A 23,784-nucleotide genomic window follows, 5' to 3' on the forward strand; every position below is an offset into this window, starting at 1 on the left:
GCGTGCTAAGACCGCTTTCCTTTCCGCAAGATCTCTGCAAAGTTCCCAAGGCTTTGTAGAGATCTTGTTTTAATGAGATTATGCTATTAAGCAGTCTCTGCCAAATAAGAGTAATTTAGAAAAGTAAATTTTCTAAATTACTCTTATTTTTTTTTAGGTGTTTTTGTTAATAATGATGAGCAAGCCCCCTACAACAAATGAATAAATCGATTTTATTTGAATAAAAGTATCGAAGGAATAAAAAGGATGAAAAAATTTTAATACGTCAAATTATATATATAATAGCAATTTATAAAAGAAAATAAGTTTTTTTAAGTAGTGACGAGGTCAAAAACTAGTTTACGTGATACTACTATTAGTATACCCTTAAATTGTGATGATAACTGAAGTGAAGAATGGAGTTTATTACGGAAAAGTTATCTTAATTAAAAAATGGTGTAAAACTATTCAATATCACATATTTTTAATGATTAACACACGATCATAGGAGGGGTGTGCATGCTTAGGTATAATGTCAATTCGCGGTTGTTTAAATATACGACTGAGGAAAAGAAGCGGTATAAGCTATATAAAAGGAAGAAAATGTGGGTCGTAGCTGGGATGTCGCTCTTTAGCACCGCTACGCTCGTACAACAAGTTTCTGCTGATGAGGCGCCACTAACAAGTACGACTGCGCAAAATGATGTTAAAGATGAAACTACTCAGCCAGTTGTAAATATTAGTGAAACAAAAGAAAGTGATCCAGCTAGCCAAACTAGCGCTTCTGTAGTGGCTGAAAAAGAACAGGCTGATGGATCAAGTGAGCAAACTGCTACAGACAAGCCCCAAATGATATCAGAGCAAACGCAAGACACTGAGGAAAGTGATGCTGTAAATAAAGCAGATCAACCTCAAGTAGGGACTGTTAGTCAAGGAGAAGTCACTGCAAAAGAAACTGAAACATCCAATGGACAAGATGCTCCAAAAGACCAAGATGAGAGTGTTAAGGGGCAAGCAACGACTGTTGATAAGCAAGAAAGTACGCCTACTGAAAAGGATGCTCCTGTTGAGGTGGCTAAGGATGATCAGGTAGGAGAGCAAATTTCCGATAACAAAATTCAAGCAACAGCAAAAGAAGAAAACGTAGTTGATAAAGTCAATAAAGATGTGACTGAAACAAAAACAGCCACTTCAGTAGTATCTAGTGAGCAAAAACAAGCCGATGAACCAGCAAAAGTTCAAGGTCAAGTAAATGGTCTACATACAAAAGCAAATATTGACTTTTTAGAGCGTGAAAAAGATCTAACGCCTTTGAAAAGAACAGCACGTTCAGTCGCAACAAACAAATTAGAAACTTCATTATTAGCAACTACTGCAAGCGTAGAACCTAAAGCAGCAGATGTGACTGACGGTAGATCAGTTGGTTTGACCTCTTTGACCCAAGGAGATAGCTATGGAACTTTGTCTGCTCCTAAAGTATTAGAAGATGGCTCTAAAATGTACGTATATGATGCTCAAGGGCATGCCAACTACAGTAGCCAGTATCAAGGTAAACTAGGTATGACAGTGTCATATACAGGGAAAAAAGGTGATAAATTTAGTCTGGTTTTTAGTCCTCTTAAAAATTATCCTTATACTTATTATTACGTAAGCCCAGTAGAGCAGATGCGCCCAACGGGAAATCCTGTGAAGAAGCGTGAGAAAAACGGTAGCTGGACTATGACTTGGACGATCGAGGACGCACCTGATAATGTTACTGTCACCCGAACCCAGATCATCCCCGCTGTTGATTTCTTTAACCATGGGCATGCTGCTACTAGTGGTTCTGACGAATACCTACCATACAAGAGTGGCACAGGAAGTGATATAAAAAAATATCATGGTGGGGAAAGTTATGAGATCAGCTTTTTAATAAATGGTGAAGCTGCCCCCGCTAATACACGCAATGAGATCGTGTATAAGCTGGGAGAAGAGGTTATTCCTAATATTAATATAAAAAGCATTGGGCCTGTCGAGAATAGCAAAGTACTACGAACTGTTGATGAAAACTATCTGTATGTTGTTACGGTAGATTCTGATAAATATGCAGGGAATGGTATTTTAAGACTGAGTATCCCTGTTCCTGAACACTTTCTTTTAGATGAACAAGCAACTAAAGATTATATAAAGAAGAGTGCATACGAGGGATCTTATGGCGAGGGGCTTTTCTCAGTAACACAACCTCAAGGCGAGGGAACACCCATAGTTGTTGATTATTTAAGAGTAAGCAGTATGGCTAGTCTTAACAAAGTGCCATTTGTTGGACGGTATACTAGTGAACAGACGACAGGTGAGAGTGGACAGGCCTCAGGCTGGTATGATGTAGGTGATGGCGAAAAACATTACTTTGGTCAAACAAATATTGATACTGGTGAAGCGTTAGATGCTAGCAGAGCTGTCAAAAATCTTAAATCTTTTGCCGAAAAAGTTTTACCTAGAGATGGTGCTAAAGTTTATGAAGATTTTAGCATTAATCTGCAATATCCAATTTTTAATCAAAGAAACAGTGGTATTGATGAGTATGAGTCGAACACGAATTTTGGTTCTATGCCATATTATTATGGGTATGATAATCTCCCAACGACGCATCGAATGACAATAAATGTACCAATATTAGAAAATGGTGCACCTTACGCCCCAGTATTGTATTCAGTAGGGCTAAAAGGGAAGGGGCTTACTAGTTTTACGCCTACGTATCATTTTGATTTTCCAGCTGAGGTCACAACTACTGGGATCGTCATGCCCCTAAACAATGTAAGTGGTGACTATGCCGATTTTAGGTCATATAATCCAGCGCAGACAGGTTACATAGTCGTCGTTACTGGAGCAGATGGAAGTAAAATAACACAACGATTACAAGCTGGGGAAAGCTATAACCCGACTACTGGCGTTATAGATCACTTTGGTAAGTTTAGCAATGGGGAAAAGTTAGCTGAAGGCGTAAAAATTTCGGCTTATGATGTTACCCCAGATGTTCCTTATTATGCTAACGCCATTATGGAAAGGAGTTATAACTCAACTTACTATGACGGCTATCATGATATCGGTACTGGATACATCAATATATTGGGGTATCTAAATACTCTTGCACAGTACGGTAAAGATAATGTGTATACTACAAATATATCTGTTACATCTAAAAATAGAAAACGGAGTATACAGTTAGACCTTAGACCATTTCGAGCAGAAGATACAGTGCTTAATTTACCTATTAGGACGGTATTACCTTCATCGGCTGGATCTGGAAATAATCAAAGTGTGTATAATTTAGGCGATAGCTTATCGTTGTATTTAGAAGCAGGTGGAAGTCTAACAAAACCGACTTCTGTTTATAAACCTGGGGTAAACCTAGATGCAGGTGGGATCTTAGAAGGAAAGCCCAATAATACAGCTACCGATCTTTCAGGTGGTTACTGGGTAGAAGAACCTAAAACAATATATAAAAAAGTTAAAGAGCCGATCGTGTACTTTACTATTCCAGATCAAATGGAAGTCACTAAAATTGCGGGCTCAAATAGGTTCTATGCTGTTAGGTCAGCTCAAGGGGAGGTCCCAGAGCCTAAAATATCTAGGAAGTACAATAGTGATAATCAGGAAGTTATTATTCTTGATTGGACTGGGACAGGCTTTGAACTTGGACCTACTGACAGAGTGGGCATTAATGTACAGGTCCGTAGTGATGCGTTAAATGGTTTTGATACGAACAGAACGACTGAGACCTTATACGCTTACGAAGACAAAGCCAATAATAAGACTTTAGATCTATATACTGTAGCACAACTACAAGCGATGGGAGTTTCAACTGAAGGTTTACGTGCTTATGCTCCTAACTTCTATAGTGATAGAAATACTAGCTGGGTTCAAGTTGGTGGTGATTTTAGTAACTCTGATCTATCTGATTCATCTAAGACAAAGATCGTGTTTAATGATGGCACGAGCGCTGATACTATACCGCTACTCTCAGGAACTAATAATGGCTATTTGCGGATCATTGCGCCTGTTGAAGTTAGACCAGTACCTTTGATCAAGGGGACTGCTGATGTTGGTTTATCTTCTAGTGGTTTGAGTTATCCAGCTCAAGATTTTATTGATGTTAATGGTAAGAAGACTGGTCTTCAAACACTTCAAATGGGGATGGTCAATAATACCGCTGACCCATTAAAAGGTGTTATTTCAGTTATGAATCTCCCCCAAGTTGGAGTAGTTGATGGCAATAATCCTAATGCGACCCAAGATTTTACGCTAAATGTTAGTGGACCAGGGTCATTGGCAATTGATCCAACCAATAACTATGTCAATGACGCACATACAATGTATTATTCGACGCAGTTAGCTACACTGAGTTCAGACGGTACAACGTTAACCTTTGAGGATGGATCGACATGGTCGCGTGGTCAAGCGCTCCCAAGTCAATTAAAGACTGCCGACCAAGTAACTGATTGGTCAACAGTCAAATCATTAGTATTATATGTGCCAGCATTGAGTGCAAGTAACAAGATCGTTTATCAATTTAACGCATATTCACCGACAAGTGAGCATAATATGTCGAAGAAAGTTACTTTACGACAAGTCATGGGTTATGAAAATCAGCTCTCTTTAATCCCAGGGACAGTTACTGATACTTATGCGACTTATGCTACTTTGAAGATCGTTGATCAAGATGGAAATCAGATCAACGGTTACAAAGATGTACAAGGTAAAGCTGCTTTAGATCCAAGCACTGGCGAGTATGTCATTGAAAATGGTGATCTTTTTGGTGAAGCGGGGAAAGCTTTAGTGCTTGATCCTCCCGAAACTATTACTGGATATAAATTCACACGAAACACTTTCTCCCCAAGTACTCTTTTACAAGCCGATGGTTCTACTGTGGTGACAAGGGTCTATCAAGTCGATAAAGCGCGGTTACTTGAAGGATCGCTTAGTGGGACTGAGTTGGCGACTGCGACTGGTGATCCGCAAGCAAATACTGGAAGTAACTTCCAAGAAGATCCAACAGGGGTCAGCGCTATCAGCTTTAGTGTAACGGATGCACAATTAGCTCGTAAAGGATATCACTATACGATCACAGTAGTCGATCGTACGGGTAAACTACTGACAGATAAAGATGGACGTAGTGAATATGATACTTTAGCTGATGCTTTAGTAGCTCAAGGAACATTTGATAGTACCAGTGATATCTCTGGTGCCACGCAAAACTTTATCGTTAATTATGTTGGTGATTTCCAAAAGGCTGTGATCATTAGTAAAAATGATCCTGCAAAAGAGATCCCAACAACGATAGCTGAGGCAGAAAATATCAGTCCTTTCTATAATGACGGGGTATCTGGGGGAACGATGTTTTATGGTGCAGATGGAAGGCCTGTTCTTTCAGATGCAACTACGTTAGCAAATGGATCTTTGGCGTTTAGACGTCAAAATTATCGCTATACAGTCACTGCGCCAGACGGAAAAGAATATAGCAGTTTAGATGCGGCTTTGGCAGCTAAATTGACTTTTGATAACACTGAAAATACTGGTAATACTGATACAGATATTCAAGTGTATGAGATCAAATATGTTGAAGATCTCCAAACTTTACGTGTGACTGTTATCGATGATCAAGGCACTAAAACTGATGCGGGATATACACCAGTTACATTAGTAGACAAGCAAGAGCTTGGAAATGGTTTATCAAATTCAGAAGTCAGTGCTTCGACTAAGAGTGATTATGAAAATATTATCGAACGTTATAAAGCTGCTGGGTATGTTGTAGTCAGCCAAGATCCAGTACCTGATAACTACGATAATGATCCAACAGTCGATCAAACATTAGTGGTCCATTTACGGCATGATACAGAGGATAAGGCAGGATCTTCAGTAACATTAACAGAGAAGATCAATTATTTATATGCTAGTGGGATCCATAAAGGTGACGTTGCAGCGCCAATGTACACTTCACAACCAATAACGTTCACTTCTGTCGATACGATCGATAAAGTAACTAAGGAAGTTATCAATACAGTTTGGAGCAGTCCTCAAATATTTGTTGAAGTTCAAAGTCCGACTGTCTCAGGCTATACACCAGACAAAGCAAAGATCGAAAGTATCAATGTAACGCATGAAACGCCAGAAAGTGATCTGAGCTTTACCGTTTACTATGCTCCTGAGCAACAAGTGCTCAATTATCAAGTGATAGATGATACTGAAAACAAAGAGCTTGTTCCAGTAACGTTGCTTGGGACAGGTGAATCAGAGGCAAATATTCCGTTAAGTATCTATCAACGCTATCAAAAGATCGCTGATGGTTATGAAAAACAGGGATATATTATTGAAAGTATGTCTGAGATCCCAGACAAATATGATTCAGATTCATCTGTAGATCAGTTGGTGGTGATCCACCTTAGCCATGGTCGTTTAGAAGAAAACGGCGAGACGAAGACGATCAAACAAACGATCAGATATGTCTATGGCAATGGACCAAAACAAGGTGAAGAAGCCGCCAGAACGTATGAAAAAGACTACGTCTTCACCTCAAGAAATACGTTAGATGCAGTAACGAAAGCAGTGCTGACTACTGTTTGGAGCGAGCCACAAACAACACTAGAAGTAACGAGCCCAACAATTGCAGGCTATGTCGCTGATAAGACAAGTGTCGGCAGTCAAAGCTTGACGCATGAGTCGACTGACTTAAATGATGTCGTAACGTATACTGCTGGGACTCAAACAGTAAAAGTGCACTATGTGGACGTTTACGGAGTCGAAAAAGGCACAGGTTACACCCCAACGTCAGGGACTGAGTTGACAGCTCAACTACAAACATTGACAGGTGAAGCAGACCAAAGTTACACCAATACGTTGTGGAACTACGGACAAGCTGGTTATGAGCTTGCAGAAGCACAGCCAGAAGCAAGTGCTGGGACTTTTGATGCTGATCCAAGTGTCGATCAAAACTACTATGTCTATTTGACACATACGCTAAGAGATGTAGAAGGCACACCAGTGAACGTCACAAGAGTAGTCAACTACGTTTACAGTAACGGAACTAAAGCAGGTCAAAGGGCAGCGGACAGCGTGACTGAGACGAAGACGTTTGTGCCAACTTATAAAGTAGATCAAGTAACTAAACAAAATGTTGGCGATCCAGTCTGGAATCCAGCCACAGATACGTTTGTGGCAGTGACAAGTCCAACGATCGCTGGTTATACCGCTGATAAAGCTGTGGTCGAAGCAGAGATGATCACTTCAGCTAGTCAAAACAGCGAAGTGACAGTTTACTACAGCACAAATCAACAAGTATTGACATATACAGTGATCGATGATGGTGATAATGGTAGAGTCTTAGAAAACGAAGTGAGATTGGCAGTTGGAGCCAGCTCAAGTGTGATCGGTGCAAGTGTTCTCCAAGATTACCAACGGATCATCAATGGTTATGTTGATCAGGGCTATGTGTTAGTGAGTCAAGATAGCTTACCAGCAACATTTGATGACAATGATGATGTTGATCAAAATGTAGTGATCCATTTAAACCATGGTCGTTTAGAAGAAAACGGCGAGACGAAGACGATCAAACAGACGATCAGGTATGTCTATGGCAATGGACCAAAACAAGGTGAAGAAGCAGCCAGAACGTATGAAAAAGACTACGTCTTCACCTCAAGAAATACGTTAGATGCAGTAACGAAAGCTGTTCTCGATACGATCTGGAGTGCTGCCCAAACAACATCAGAAGTGACGAGTCCGACAGTCGCAGGCTATGTCGCTGATAAGACAAGTGTTGGCAGTCAAAGCTTGACGCATGAATCGACTGACTTAAATGATGTCGTAACGTATACTGCTGGGACTCAAACAGTAAAAGTGCACTATGTGGACGTTTACGGAGTCGAAAAAGGTACAGGTTACACCCCGACCTCAGGGACTGAGTTGACAGCTCAACTACAAACATTGACAGGTGAAGCAGACCAAAGTTACACCAATACGTTGTGGAACTACGAACAAGCTGGTTATGAGCTCGCAGAAGCACAGCCAGAAGCAAGTTCTGGAACTTTTGATACTGATCCAAGTGTCGATCAAAACTACTATGTCTACTTGACACATACGTTAAGAGACGTAGAAGGCACGCCAGTGAACGTCACAAGAGTAGTCAACTACGTTTACAGTAACGGACCAAAAGCAGGTCAAAGAGCAGCTGATAGCGTGACTGAGACGAAGACGTTTGTGCCAACTTATAAAGTAGATCAAGTTACTAAACAAAATGTTGGTGATCCAGTCTGGAATCCAGCCACAGATACGTTTGTGGCGGTGACAAGCCCAACGATCGCTGGTTATACAGCTGATAAAGCTATGGTCGAAGCTCAAACAGTCACCTCAGCTAGTCAAAACAGCGAAGTGACAGTCTACTACAACGCAAATCAACAAGTATTGACGTATACAGTGATTGATGATGGTGATAATGGTAAAGTCTTAGAAAACAAAGTGAGATTAGCCGTTGGTGACAGCTCAAGTGTGATCGGCGCAAGTGTTCTCCAAGATTACCAACGGATCATCAATGGTTATGTTGATCAGGGCTATGTGTTAGTGAGTCAAGATAGCTTACCAGCAACATTTGATGACAATGATGATGTTGATCAAAATGTAGTGATCCATTTAAACCATGGTCGTTTAGAAGAAAACGGCGAGACGAAGACGATCAAACAAACGATCAGTTATGTCTATGGTAATGGACCAAAACAAGGTGAAGAAGCAGCCAGAACGTATACAAAAGACTACGTCTTCACCTCAAGAAACACGTTAGATGCAGTAACTAAGGCTGTTATCGATACGATCTGGAGCGATCCACAAACAACACTAGAAGTAACGAGCCCAACAATTGCAGGCTATGTCGCTGATAAGACAAGTGTTGGTAGTCAAAGCTTGACGCATGAATCGACTGACTTAAATGATGTCGTAACGTATACTGCTGGGATTCAAACAGTAAAAGTGCACTATGTGGACGTTTACGGAGTCGAAAAAGGTACAGGTTATACACCGACTTCAGGGACTGAGTTGACAGCTCAACTACAAACATTGACAGGTGAAGCAGACCAAAGTTACACCAATACGTTGTGGAACTACGAACAAGCTGGTTATGAGCTTGCAGAAGCACAGCCAGAAGCAAGCGCTGGGACTTTTGATGCTGATCCAAGTGTCGATCAAAACTACTATGTCTACTTGACACATACGTTAAGAGATGTAGAAGGTACACCAGTGAACGTCACAAGAGTAGTCAACTACGTTTACAGTAACGGACCAAAAGCAGGTCAAAGAGCAGCTGATAGCGTAACTGAGACAAAGACGTTTGTGCCGACCTATAAAGTAGATCAAGTGACAAAACAAAATGTTGGCGATCCAGTCTGGAATCCAGCCACAGATACGTTTGTGACGGTGACAAGTCCAACGATCGCTGGTTATACAGCTGATAAAGCTGTGGTCGAAGCAGAGACAATCACCTCAGCTAGTCAAAACAGCGAAGTGACAGTCTACTACAGCGCAAATCAACAAGTATTGACGTATACAGTGATCGATGATGGTGATAATGGTAGAGTCTTAGAAAACAAAGTGAGATTAGCAGTGGGCGCAAGCTCAAGCGTGATCGGCGCAAGTGTTCTTCAAGATTACCAACGGATCATCAATGGTTATGTTGATCAGGGCTATGTGTTAGTGAGTCAAGATAACTTACCAGCAACATTTGATGACAATGATGATGTTGATCAAAATGTAGTGATCCATTTAAACCATGGTCGTTTAGAAGAAAATGGCGAGACGAAGACGATCAAACAAACGATCAGATATGTCTATGGCAATGGACCAAAACAAGGTGAAGAAGCTGCCAGAACGTATGAAAAAGACTACGTCTTTACTTCAAGAAATACGTTAGATGCAGTAACGAAAGCAGTGCTGACTACTGTTTGGAGCGACCCACAAACAACACTAGAAGTAACGAGCCCAACAATCGCAGGCTATGTTGCTGATAAGACAAGTGTTGGTAGTCAAAGCTTGACGCATGAATCGACTGACTTAAATGATGTCGTAACGTATACTGCTGGGATTCAAACAGTAAAAGTGCACTATGTGGACGTTTACGGAGTCGAAAAAGGTACAGGTTATACACCGACTTCAGGGACTGAGTTGACAGCTCAACTACAAACATTGACAGGTGAAGCAGACCAAAGTTACACCAATACGTTGTGGAACTACGAACAAGCTGGTTATGAGCTTGCAGAAGCACAGCCAGAAGCAAGCGCTGGGACTTTTGATGCTGATCCAAGTGTCGATCAAAACTACTATGTCTACTTGACACATACGTTAAGAGATGTAGAAGGTACGCCAGTAAACGTCACAAGAGTAGTCAACTACGTTTACAGTAACGGACCAAAAGCGGGACAAAGAGCAGCCAACAGCGTAACTGAGACAAAGACGTTTGTTTCGACCTATAAAGTAGATCAAGTGACTAAACAAAATGTTGGTGATCCGATCTGGAATCCAGACACAGATACGTTTGTGGCGGTGACAAGTCCAACGATCGCTGGTTATACCGCTGATAAAGCTGTGGTCGAAGCAGAGACGATCACTTCAGCTAGTCAAAACAGCGAAGTGACAGTTTACTACAGCACAAATCAACAAGTATTGACATATACAGTGATCGATGATGGTGATAATGGTAAGATCTTAGAAAACAAAGTGAGATTGGCAGTTGGTGCCAGCTCAAGTGTGATCGGCGCAAGTGTTCTCCAAGATTACCAACGGATCATCAATGGTTACGTTGGTCAGGGCTATGTGTTAGTGAGTCAAGATAGATTACCAGCAACATTTGATGACAATGATGATGTTGATCAAAATGTAGTAATCCATTTAAACCATGGTCGTTTAGAAGAAAATGGCGAGACGAAGACGATCAAACAAACGATCAGATATGTCTATGGCAATGGACCAAAACAAGGTGAAGAAGCTGCTAGAACGTATACAAAAAACTACGTCTTCACTTCAAGAAATACGTTAGATGCAGTAACGAAAGCGGTGCTGACTACTGTTTGGAGCGATCCACAAACAACATCAGAAGTAACGAGCCCAACAGTTGCCGGCTATGTCGCTGATAAGACAAGTGTTGGCAGTCAAAGCTTGACGCATGAATCGACAGACTTAAATGATGTCGTAACGTATACTGCTGGGACTCAAACAGTAAAAGTGCACTATGTGGACGTTTACGGAGTCGAAAAAGGTACAGGCTACACCCCAACGTCAGGGACTGAGTTGACAGCGCAACTGCAAACATTGACAGGTGAAGCAGACCAAAGTTACACCAATACGTTGTGGAACTATGAACAAGCTGGTTATGAGCTCGTAGAAGCACAGCCAGAAGCAAGTACTGGGACTTTTGATGCTGATCCAAGTGTCGATCAAAACTACTATGTCTACTTGACACATACGTTAAGAGACGTAGAAGGTACGCCAGTGAACGTCACAAGAGTAGTCAACTACGTTTACAGTAACGGACCAAAAGCAGGTCAAAGAGCAGCTGATAGCGTGACTGAGACGAAGACGTTTGTACCAACTTATAAAGTAGATCAAGTTACTAAACAAAATGTTGGTGATCTGATCTGGAATCCAGCCACAGATACGTTTGTGGCGGTGACAAGCCCAACGATCGCTGGTTATACAGCTGATAAAGCTGTGGTCGAAGCTCAAACAGTCACCTCAGCTAGTCAAAACAGCGAAGTGACAGTTTACTACAGCGCAAATCAACAAGTATTGACTTATACAGTGATCGATGATGGTGATAATGGTAAGATCTTAGAAAACAAAGAGAGATTAGCAGTGGGCGCAAGTTCAAGTGTGATCGGCGCAAGTGTTCTCCAAGATTATCAATGGATCATCAATGGTTACGTTGACAAGGGCTATGTATTAGTGAGTCAAGATAGATTACCAGCAACATTTGATGACAATGATGATGTTGATCAAAATGTAGTGATCCATTTGAAACACGGAGAAAAACCAGTTGGACCAAATGATCCACACGAACCGGAAACCCCAGTGAACCCTAACGATCCAGATCCAAACGGACCAAAATGGCCTACAAAGGATCAATACCGCAAAGACTACACCTCAACGATCACTTATGTTGATGAACAAGGTAACAAAGTTGCTGAAGATAATATGCAAACATCTACATGGACTCGGACATTGATCATTGACACAGTGACAGGTGAAGTCAAGAACCCTAACGAAGCGTGGACAGCTGACAAGTCACAATATGATGCAGTCAAATCTCCAGTTATTGAAGGGTACTACGCTGATAAAGCAGTCGTAAATGCTAAAGACACAGTGCAAGAAAACTTGAGTGAACAAGTCGTTTACCGTCCATTAGGCAAGATCGTTCCGGTAGATCCAGATGGTAATCCGATCCCAGATGTACCAAATCCACAGTATCCAAATGATCCGACTGATCCAAGTAAGACGACCCCAGATCAACCAGTACCAAATATTCCAGGAATGACGCCAGAAGTACCGACGATCACTCCAGAAGATCCAGGGAAAGATACAAAAGTCGTTTACAACTATGATGATCAAAAAGCAACGATCAATTATATCGATGAAACGACAGGACAACAGTTAGGTTCAGATAGTGTTACAGGTAGAAATAACGCCAAGATCGAATATACGACGGTGGGCAAGATCAATGAGTTGACAAATAAAGGGTACGTGTTAGTAAGTGATGGTTTCCCAACAGATGCGACCTTTGATAATGATAAAAATGTCGATCAGATCTTTGAGGTTATCTTGAAACACGGAGAAAAACCAGTTGGACCAAATGATCCACACGAACCAGAAACTCCAGTGAACCCTAACGATCCAGATCCAAATGGACCAAAATGGCCTACAAAGGATCGATACAGTAAGGAATACACCGCTACGATCACATACGTTGATGAACAAGGCAACAAAGTTGCTGAAGATAATATGCAAACATCTACATGGACTCGGACATTGATCATTGACACAGTAACGGGAGAAATCAAGAACCCTAACGAAGCGTGGACAGCTGACAAGTCACAATATGATGCAGTCAAATCTCCAGTTATTGAAGGGTACTACGCTGATAAAGCAGTCGTAAATGCTAAAGACACAGTGCAAGAAAACTTGAGTGAACAAGTCGTTTACCGTCCATTAGGCAAGATCGTTCCGGTAGATCCAGATGGTAATCCGATCCCAGATGTACCAAATCCACAGTATCCAAATGATCCGACTGATCCAAGTAAGACGACCCCAGATCAACCAGTACCAAATATTCCAGGAATGACGCCAGAAGTACCGACGATCACTCCAGAAGATCCAGGGAAAGATACAAAAGTCGTTTACAACTATGATGATCAAAAAGCAACGATCAATTATATCGATGAAACGACAGGACAACAGTTAGGTTCAGATAGTGTTACAGGTAGAAATAACGCCAAGATCGAATATACGACGGTGGGCAAGATCAATGAGTTGACAAATAAAGGGTACGTGTTAGTAAGTGATGGTTTCCCAACAGATGCGACCTTTGATAATGATAAGAATGTCGATCAGATCTTTGAAGTTATCTTGAAACACGGAGAAAAGCCAGTTGGACCAAATGATCCACACGAACCAGAAACTCCAGTGAACCCTAACGATCCAGATCCAAACGGACCAAAATGGCCAGCTAAAGATCAATACCGCAAAGACTACACATCAACGATCACTTATGTTGATGAACAAGGCAACAAAGTTGCTGATGACAATGTGCAAACATCAACATGGACGCGGACGTTGATCATTGACACAGTAACGGGAGAAATCAAGAACCCTAACGAAGCGTGGACAGCTGACAAGTCACAATATGATGCAGTCAAATCTCCAGTTGTTGAAGGGTACTATGTTGATAAAGCAGTTGTAAACGCTAAAGACACAGTGCAAGAAAACTTGAGTGAACAAGTCGTTTACCGTCCATTAGGCAAGATCGTTCCGGTAGATCCAGATGGTAATCCGATCCCAGATGTGCCAAATCCAAAATATCCAAATGATCCGACTGATCCAAGTAAGACGACCCCAGATCAACCAGTACCAAATATTCCAGGAATGACGCCAGAAGTACCGACGATCACTCCAGAAGATCCAGGGGAAGATACAAAAGTCGTTTACAACTATGATGATCAAAAAGCAACGATCAATTATATCGATGAAACGACAGGACAACAGTTAGGTTCAGATAGTGTTACAGGTAGAAATAACGCCAAGATCGAATATACGACGGTGGCCAAGATCAATGAGTTGACAAGCAAAGGGTACGTGTTAGTAAGTGATGGTTTCCCAACAGATGCGACCTTTGATAATGATAAGAATGTCGATCAGATCTTTGAGGTTATCTTGAAACACGGTCGTTTAGAAGAAAATGGTGAAACAAAGACGATCAAACAAACTATTAATTATGTCTATGGCAATGGTCCTCTGAAGGGTGGGCAAGTCGCACAGACATATGAAAAAGATTACGTCTTTACTTCAAGAAATACGTTGGATGCAGTAACTAAAGAGGTTTTGGCTACAACATGGAGTCCAGCGCAAACGACAGAAGCGGTTGAAAGTCCAACAGTTGCAGGATATGTGGCAGATAAAGCGACAGTTGGTGCAACTCAGCTCGACCATAATAGCGCAAACTTAAAAGATACGATCAATTACTATGTTGGGGAGCAACTGGTGACGATCCACTATATTGACGTTAACGGTGCAAAGACCAAAAATACTGGATATACTCCAAGTGATGGAAAAGAGATCACAGACTTTATCCAACACTTAAGTGGTGAAGCCGGAACAAAATATAGTAATAGGCTTCAAGACTACGGTGCAAAAGGTTATGAATTAGTTTATGCACAGCCTGAGGCTAGTGAGGGAATGTTTGATGAAGATACGAACAAACAGCAAGACTACTATGTTTATCTAGAACATGGAACAAAAACAGTTACAGATATCCCAGTAACTGTTACTGATACGATCAACTATGTTTACGGTAATGGTCCTCATAAAGGCGAGCCAGCGTTTCCATCTAGTGTGGTAGAAAAAGTCTTTACGCCGACATATGTGATCGATAAGGTAACTGGTGAGACGATCGAAACTGTATGGAATGGTGATGGGACGATAGATCCAAGTGTTGTTCCGACTTTAGATGGATATACACCAGATAAACTAGTAGTGGCTGGGAGAGTATTGACACCAGATATGAAAGATCAAAGTCAGACAGTATACTATTACACTGCAGGTGAACCAAATGTCACAGAGCCAGCCAAGCCAAACTCCGTAACACCGACATCTGTTGGAGAGGGGAAAGAAAGTGACCAGAAAGTTCAGGTAAACCAAAGACAAATATCATCGGAAGGTTCAAAACAAGTTTTGGATCAAAACCAGATCGTGAATCGAGAAGTTGTAGGTGAATTACCACAAACTGGTGATGAAAACGATGAAGAGTCAATGTTACTAGGACTAGGATTGTTGAGTGGAGCAGCCTTGTTAGGCGCCACAGAACTAGGCCAAAGAAAACGAAGAAAAAGAAACTAGATCAATAGGTCAGATTTAATATATTTAAAGGATGACGGGTGGGTTAGAGGAATTTATTAGTGATCTAGGAACATGTTATAAAAAGGACGTGAGATATTAGTGAAAAGGTATAAGTATGATCAATTACGTAAGGCTCAGCCAAAAAAACTTTATCACAAAATGTATAAGGCGGGTAAAAACTGGGTCGTTATGGGGTTAACCGTAGTTGGCTTTGGAATATTATTTCCATCTTTAGCTAAAGCGGATACACAAGAAGACGTTCAAAAAACAGAAAATGTCCATGATGATCCAAATGAAGAAATTAAGGAAGGTTCCTTGTCGATACAAGAAAATGATCAAATAAAGCAATTGGCACCTACTGAGGTGAAAGAAACAGATAAGCCAACTGTGACTTCAGATGATCCTACGAATGATCAACAAGTGGATATGTCTAACGATGCTGAAGCAGATAAGGGTGTGGTTGAGCAGCCAAGTAGTACCTCACAAGCTGAAGATCCAGTAGAGATGACTGTTGAACCAGTTGTTGTAAAAGCAACTATTAATAATGACCAAAATACGGAAGCAATTGAAAATATTTCTACGGAAGCAATTGAAAGAGCACAAGCTGAAAGCCCTGATTATTCAACCCAAAATGCTACACAAGAGTCTACAGGGGATATTCAAGAACAAGTAGAAACATCTGTAGCAGCTCCAGATCAAGCACAGCAGCCATCTGAAGTTGCGCCAGAGACAGTAGAAAAAACTACTCAAAATCAAGTTGCCTTTCGAGTTGCTAGTATGCGTGCCGCTACGCAATCTGTAGTTAACGATACTCCTGATGCAAAAATTGAACAAGAGATCCAAAAGTATATCAAATCAGGCGTGCTTACAAATGCAGATGTATCGACGACACCTATTTTGCCGAATCCAACACTCTTTGACGATGCAAGCTTGACAGCTCCACGACCAATTAAGTCACAAACTAGAACGCTATCATATTATGCTCTCTATTATCCTTTTGTTAAACGTTTACAAGATGCGTATAGTAAAAAAGATTATAAAGAAGTAATGAATAATCTAGCTATAATGAGAGTTTTTTCGGAGCTTGGAAATCAGGAGCAAACTATTCCGATACAAGAAAGCTTTAAGTATAAGGCCGATACAGCATTAGCAAGATTCTTCCAATCTTTAGCAGTGATTATCAATGTCGATCAGGATGGCCATATAATCACAGAAACTAGTGGAAGATTAGGGACTGTTAATTCTATTCTTACAGGAAGTGGTGAGGCGTATCGAGTCGATAGTGGGGCAAAATATGCTCTAGGAGGATTTACTAACGCCGCTCAAGGACCGGCTAAGGCTAAGCTTGAAATTCAGTTAGGAAAAAATGGGACTGATGACTTATTGGGGTACGATAGTAGTAATGTAGAAACGATTCAGAACAATCCAGCTAAGAAGTTAGGCCAATATGATTATTTGACTACCGATTATTACCATGCAGATGCTGATCATAATTTAATCAAATATGATGATAATGATCCTAATAAGACGAAGTTTGCAGTTACCGACATGTCCAACCCAAAGAACGCCAGCAATAATGATTACACGATAACATTGGTCGTCAATCGTTATGGAAAAGCTGGAGTTGAAAAAGCAACAGTGACAACGAAATACGTAGATGAACAAGGGAACGCAGTTACACCAGACAAACAAGTGCAAGTACAAGGGAATGTAGGCGACAAGGTGAAAGTACCAGATGCGCCAACAGTTCAAGGACATCATGTAGATAGCATCACTTTCAATGGGACAAAAGTCCAAGCAGGAAGTGAAGTAACACTGAAAGAAACAAATGAATTGACATATACGTATGTGAAAGACGAAGAACCAGTGGTACCAGAAGCTAAAACGACAGTGAACTATCAAGCAGATGGCAAAGCAGTGAGCCCACAAGAAAAAGTCGAGCTAAGAGGACAAGTTGGCGATAAAGTAACAGTGCCGACGGCCCCAGTAGTATCAGGACATCATGTAGATAGCATCACTTTCAATGGGACAAAAGTCCAAGCAGGAAGTGAAGTAACACTGAAAGAAACAAATGAATTGACATATACGTATGTGAAAGATGAAGAACCAGTGGTACCAGAAGCTAAAACGACAGTGAACTATCAAGCAGATGGCAAAGCAGTGAGCCCACAAGAAAAAGTCGAGCTAAAAGGACAAGTTGGCGATAAAGTAACAGTGCCGACGGCCCCAGTAGTATCAGGACATCATGTAGATAGCATTACTTTCAATGGGACAAAAGTCCAAGCAGGTAGTGAAGTAACACTGAAAGAAACAAATGAATTGACATATACGTATGTGAAAGATGAAGAACCAGTGGTACCAGAAGCTAAAACGACAGTGAACTATCAAGCAGATGGCAAAGCAGTGAGCCCACAAGAAAAAGTCGAGCTAAAAGGACAAGTTGGCGATAAAGTAACAGTGCCGACGGCCCCAGTAGTATCAGGACATCATGTAGATAGCATTACTTTCAATGGGACAAAAGTCCAAGCAGGTAGTGAAGTAACACTGAAAGAAACAAATGAATTGACATATACGTATGTGAAAGATGAAGAACCAGTGGTACCAGAAGCTAAAACGACAGTGAACTATCAAGCAGATGGCAAAGCAGTGAGCCCACAAGAAAAAGTCGAGCTAAAAGGACAAGTTGGCGATAAAGTAACAGTGCCGACGGCCCCAGTAGTATCAGGACATCATGTAGATAGCATCACTTTCAATGGGACAAAAGTCCAAGCAGGTAGTGAAGTAACACTGAAAGAAACAAATGAATTGACATATACGTATGTGAAAGATGAAGAACCAGTGGTACCAGAAGCTAAAACGACAGTGAACTATCAAGCAGATGGCAAAGCAGTGAGCCCACAAGAAAAAGTCGAGCTAAAAGGACAAGTTGGCGATAAAGTAACAGTGCCGACGGCCCCAGTAGTATCAGGACATCATGTAGATAGCATCACTTTCAATGGGACAAAAGTCCAAGCAGGTAGTGAAGTAACACTGAAAGAAACAAATGAATTGACATATACGTATGTGAAAGATGAAGAACCAGTGGTACCAGAAGCTAAAACGACAGTGAACTATCAAGCAGATGGCAAAGCAGTGAGCCCACAAGAAAAAGTCGAGCTAAAAGGACAAGTTGGCGATAAAGTAACAGTGCCGACGGCCCCAGTAGTATCAGGACATCATGTAGATAGCATTACTTTCAATGGGACAAAAGTCCAAGCAGGTAGTGAAGTAACACTGAAAGAAACAAATGAATTGACATATACGTATGTGAAAGATGAAGAACCAGTGGTACCAGAAGCTAAAACGACAGTGAACTATCAAGCAGATGGCAAAGCAGTGAGCCCACAAGAAAAAGTCGAGCTAAAAGGACAAGTTGGCGATAAAGTAACAGTGCCGACGGCCCCAGTAGTATCAGGACATCATGTAGATAGCATCACTTTCAATGGGACAAAAGTCCAAGCAGGAAGTGAAGTAACACTGAAAGAAACAAATGAATTGACATATACGTATGTGAAAGACGAAGAACCAGTGGTACCAGAAGCTAAAACGACAGTGAACTATCAAGCAGATGGCAAAGCAGTGAGCCCACAAGAAAAAGTCGAGCTAAGAGGACAAGTTGGCGATAAAGTAACAGTGCCGACGGCCCCAGTAGTATCAGGACATCATGTAGATAGCATCACTTTCAATGGGACAAAAGTCCAAGCAGGAAGTGAAGTAACACTGAAAGAAACAAATGAATTGACATATACGTATGTGAAAGATGAAGAACCAGTGGTACCAGAAGCTAAAACGACAGTGAACTATCAAGCAGATGGCAAAGCAGTGAGCCCACAAGAAAAAGTCGAGCTAAAAGGACAAGTTGGCGATAAAGTAACAGTGCCGACGGCCCCAGTAGTATCAGGACATCATGTAGATAGCATTACTTTCAATGGGACAAAAGTCCAAGCAGGTAGTGAAGTAACACTGAAAGAAACAAATGAATTGACATATACGTATGTGAAAGATGAAGAACCAGTGGTACCAGAAGCTAAAACGACAGTGAACTATCAAGCAGATGGCAAAGCAGTGAGCCCACAAGAAAAAGTCGAGCTAAAAGGACAAGTTGGCGATAAAGTAACAGTGCCGACGGCCCCAGTAGTATCAGGTCATCATGTAGATAGCATTACTTTCAATGGGACAAAAGTCCAAGCAGGAAGTGAAGTAACACTGAAAGAAACAAATGAATTGACATATACGTATGTGAAAGATGAAGAACCAGTGGTACCAGAAGCTAAAACGACAGTGAACTATCAAGCAGATGGCAAAGCAGTGAGCCCACAAGAAAAAGTCGAGCTAAAAGGACAAGTTGGCGATAAAGTAACAGTGCCGACGGCCCCAGTAGTATCAGGACATCATGTAGATAGCATCACTTTCAATGGGACAAAAGTCCAAGCAGGTAGTGAAGTAACACTGAAAGAAACAAATGAATTGACATATACGTATGTGAAAGATGAAGAACCAGTGGTACCAGAAGCTAAAACGACAGTGAACTATCAAGCAGATGGCAAAGCAGTGAGCCCACAAGAAAAAGTCGAGCTAAAAGGACAAGTTGGCGATAAAGTAACAGTGCCGACGGCCCCAGTAGTATCAGGACATCATGTAGATAGCATCACTTTCAATGGGACAAAAGTCCAAGCAGGTAGTGAAGTAACACTGAAAGAAACAAATGAATTGACATATACGTATGTGAAAGATGAAGAACCAGTGGTACCAGAAGCTAAAACGACAGTGAACTATCAAGCAGATGGCAAAGCAGTGAGCCCACAAGAAAAAGTCGAGCTAAAAGGACAAGTTGGCGATAAAGTAACAGTGCCGACGGCCCCAGTAGTATCAGGACATCATGTAGATAGCATTACTTTCAATGGGACAAAAGTCCAAGCAGGTAGTGAAGTAACACTGAAAGAAACAAATGAATTGACATATACGTATGTGAAAGATGAAGAACCAGTGGTACCAGAAGCTAAAACGACAGTGAACTATCAAGCAGATGGCAAAGCAGTGAGCCCACAAGAAAAAGTCGAGCTAAAAGGACAAGTTGGCGATAAAGTAACAGTGCCGACGGCCCCAGTAGTATCAGGACATCATGTAGATAGCATCACTTTCAATGGGACAAAAGTCCAAGCAGGAAGTGAAGTAACACTGAAAGAAACAAATGAATTGACATATACGTATGTGAAAGACGAAGAACCAGTGGTACCAGAAGCTAAAACGACAGTGAACTATCAAGCAGATGGCAAAGCAGTGAGCCCACAAGAAAAAGTCGAGCTAAAAGGACAAGTCGGTGATAAGGTAACAGTACCAGAAGCCCCAACAGTTCAAGGTCATCATGTAGATAGCATCACTTTCAATGGGACAAGAATTCAAGTAGGTAGTGAAGTAACACTGAAAGAAACGAACGAATTGACATATACGTATGTGAAAGACGAAGAACCAGTGGTACCAGAAGCTAAAACGACAGTGAACTATCAAGCAGATGGCAAAGCAGTGAGCCCACAAGAAAAAGTCGAGCTAAAAGGACAAGTCGGTGATAAGGTAACAGTACCAGAAGCCCCAACAGTTCAAGGACATCATGTAGATAGCATCACTTTCAATGGGACAAAAGTCCAAGCAGGAAGTGAAGTAACACTGGAAGAAACGAATGAACTGACATATACGTATGTGAAAGACGAAGAACCAGTGGTACCAGAAGCTAAAACGACAGTAAACTATCAAGCAGATGGCAAAGCAGTGAGCCCACAAGAAAAAGTCGAGCTAAAAGGACAAGTTGGCGATAAAGTAACAGTGCCGACGGCCCCAGAAGTATCAGGACATCATGTAGATAGCATCACTTTCAATGGGACAAAAGTCCAAGCAGGAAGTGAAGTAACACTGAAAGAAACGAACGAATTGACATATACGTATGTGAAAGATGAAGAACCAGTGGTACCAGAAGCTAAAACGACAGTGAACTATCAAGCAGATGACGGTGAAAATCTAGCTAATGAGACCAATGGGACTGTGAATACTGTTTCGAAGGCCACAGATGATACTATGAATAGTCATTCTCAAAAAGTAATTAAGGCTGATGCACAAAATTCGCTAAGTGGCGAATTCGCTAAATCAAGTGCTGAACAAAATGACTTACCACAAACGGGAGACAAAGTGGAAGATATGAAAGCAGGTCTTCTAGGGACATTGCTTGTGGCTCTTGGCGGTTTTCTCGGGGGAAGCGTAGGAAAACGAAAGAATAAGAGTAAGTAATGTAGCGTAGTGACTAAAAAATTTTAGAAGTTCCATGGAGATAGTTTCGAGCTATCTTCATGGAACTTCTTGTATCTTTTCCGACTCTTTGTCAACCACTGTGTAAAATTAAATTTAGATTTAGTGTTTAAAATGGTTGGCAAGGAATTTTTGATCGCTAAGTTCAGATCATAGTGGTTCAAATTTTCAATGAGTATTTATAAAATTGATATATATATAATGCAGAGCATAACTATTTTTTGTGGTAACGTTTTCTTGGGGGTGTTATACTTAGCATAACTTCTAAATGAGAGGATGTTAGTGATGGATTTTACTGAACTTGTCCAAAAAAGACACTCGACACGTGATTTTACTGCTAAAGCTATTTCACAGACACAGCTTGATCAGATCATAAAAGATGCCTTAACAACACCATCTTGGGTCAATTCTCAACCTTGGCGTGTCTATGTTGCTACAGGTAAAACTTTAGAATTGATCAGAGAAAAACACCGTGAGTTGGTCGAGAAGGGAGTTTCTGGGCAACCAGAATATCCTGTTTTGAGTCGAAATAAATGGGATCAACGCTCACAAACTAATATGGCTGCCTGGACAACTGAATTTAAGCAACGCTTCAAACCAGGCGAGGTTGATTTTTATCAAAGCCAAGTTGAGCTCTTTAACGCTCAGGCAATTATTTATATCACCTTACCTAAAGGATCATCACTTTGGTCGATCCATGATATCGGTGCTTTTACTCAAACTTTAGTTTTGAGTGCGACTTATCAAGGGATAGACTCGATCACTGCTTATGAATTGGTCAAATTTCCAGCAAGTGTGAAAGCGATCATGGAGATCCCGACCAATGAAACTTTAGCGATCGGTGTAGCTTTAGGGTATAGTTCAACTGATCCTTTAAATAGCTTTAGCCCCAATAAGCTTGCCTTAGAACAAGTAGTTACTTATAAAGATTAGCTATGATCAGATAGGAAGGCTTTTAGCTACTAAGTGTGCTATATTGAGGTAAGAAAAATAAATTAAGGGGCAATTTGATGTTAAAAAAAGAGCGTTTATTAAAGATCACGGCTTTAGTCGAGCAACAAGAGATCGTCACTGTCAATGAATTGATCAAGCTGTTAGGTGTCTCTGATATGACGATCAGGCGCGATCTCGATGAGTTAGCCAAAAGTGGTAAGCTCGTACGTCTTCATGGAGGCGCGCAAAGGATCATGCGGATAGAGGAGCATGAACTTTCACGCATTCAAAAACGCGAACTCCATTTAGCTGAAAAAGAAACTGTTGCTAAGGCTGCTGCTAAATTGATCAAGCCAAATGAGACGCTCTATATCGGAGCAGGAACGACACTTGAACTGATCGTTTCTTACGTTGAAGATCCGAGTACGCTTAGAGTCGTGACAAATAGCTTGCCTGTCTTTGAAGCTTGGCAAAAGACTCCAGCAGAATTGATCTTAGTCGGGGGGCATTACCGTCAGCGTTCAGGTGAGTTTATCGGGAGTCTGACTGTCAAAATGTTAGAAGATCTTAAGTTTAGCAAAGCTTTTGTCGGTGTAAACGGCGTTAAAAACGAGAGCATGATGGCCGCTAATGCTGAAGAAGGTCAGGCTGAGGCATTAGGCTTAAACAATGCTAAAGAAAAGATCGTTGTGATGGATAAGTATAAGTTCAATCGCGATGATTTTTATCGCTTCTATAGTTTATATAATGTCGACCTTCTCATAACTAACCAAGATCTTGCGAAGGACACATTAGAACATTACGAGCGCTATACCAAGATCATCCAAGCATAAAATGAGTTAGCTAGTTGAGACATTGTAATTATGTTGCCAATTGCTTGTACCAACTAATTAAGCTAAGATAGAACTAACTTAA

At 41.1% G+C, this 23,784-nt stretch carries 4 protein-coding genes; all 4 read left to right on the forward strand.

The genetic code is table 11. From position 1 onward, the window contains the following. Positions 1-498: 498 nt before the first annotated feature. The 4 genes from QFX10_RS04560 to QFX10_RS04575 all read left to right on the forward strand — a co-directional run bounded on the left by QFX10_RS04560 (position 499) and on the right by QFX10_RS04575 (position 23,702). On the forward strand, positions 499-15,600 hold the full coding sequence (locus QFX10_RS04560) for a mucin-binding protein (RefSeq protein ID WP_280607027.1): 15,102 nt from the start codon (positions 499-501) through the stop codon (positions 15,598-15,600). Positions 15,601-15,699: 99 nt separating this feature from the next. Next, positions 15,700-21,918 carry a KxYKxGKxW signal peptide domain-containing protein gene (locus QFX10_RS04565; protein ID WP_280607028.1) on the forward strand — a complete coding sequence of 2,073 codons (6,219 nt, stop codon included), beginning with the start codon at positions 15,700-15,702 and terminating at the stop codon, positions 21,916-21,918. 303 nt (positions 21,919-22,221) lie between these two features. Next, on the forward strand, positions 22,222-22,869 hold the full coding sequence (locus tag QFX10_RS04570; protein ID WP_280607029.1) for a nitroreductase: 648 nt from the start codon (positions 22,222-22,224) through the stop codon (positions 22,867-22,869). Between the two features lie 77 nt (positions 22,870-22,946). Then, on the forward strand, positions 22,947-23,702 hold the full coding sequence (locus QFX10_RS04575; RefSeq protein ID WP_280607030.1) for a DeoR/GlpR family DNA-binding transcription regulator: 756 nt from the start codon (positions 22,947-22,949) through the stop codon (positions 23,700-23,702). Positions 23,703-23,784: the final 82 nt, after the last annotated feature.

It is taken from the genome of Ligilactobacillus faecis, assembly GCF_029889745.1.
Classification (GTDB): domain Bacteria; phylum Bacillota; class Bacilli; order Lactobacillales; family Lactobacillaceae; genus Ligilactobacillus; species Ligilactobacillus faecis.

Excerpts from the sequence above, each read along its gene's own strand:
- QFX10_RS04570 (WP_280607029.1), top strand. The coding sequence starts at position 22,222 with ATGGATTTTACTGAACTTGTCCAAAAAAGACACTCGACACGTGATTTT.
- QFX10_RS04575 (WP_280607030.1), top strand. The coding sequence starts at position 22,947 with ATGTTAAAAAAAGAGCGTTTATTAAAGATCACGGCTTTAGTCGAGCAA.
- QFX10_RS04560 (WP_280607027.1), top strand. The coding sequence starts at position 499 with ATGCTTAGGTATAATGTCAATTCGCGGTTGTTTAAATATACGACTGAG.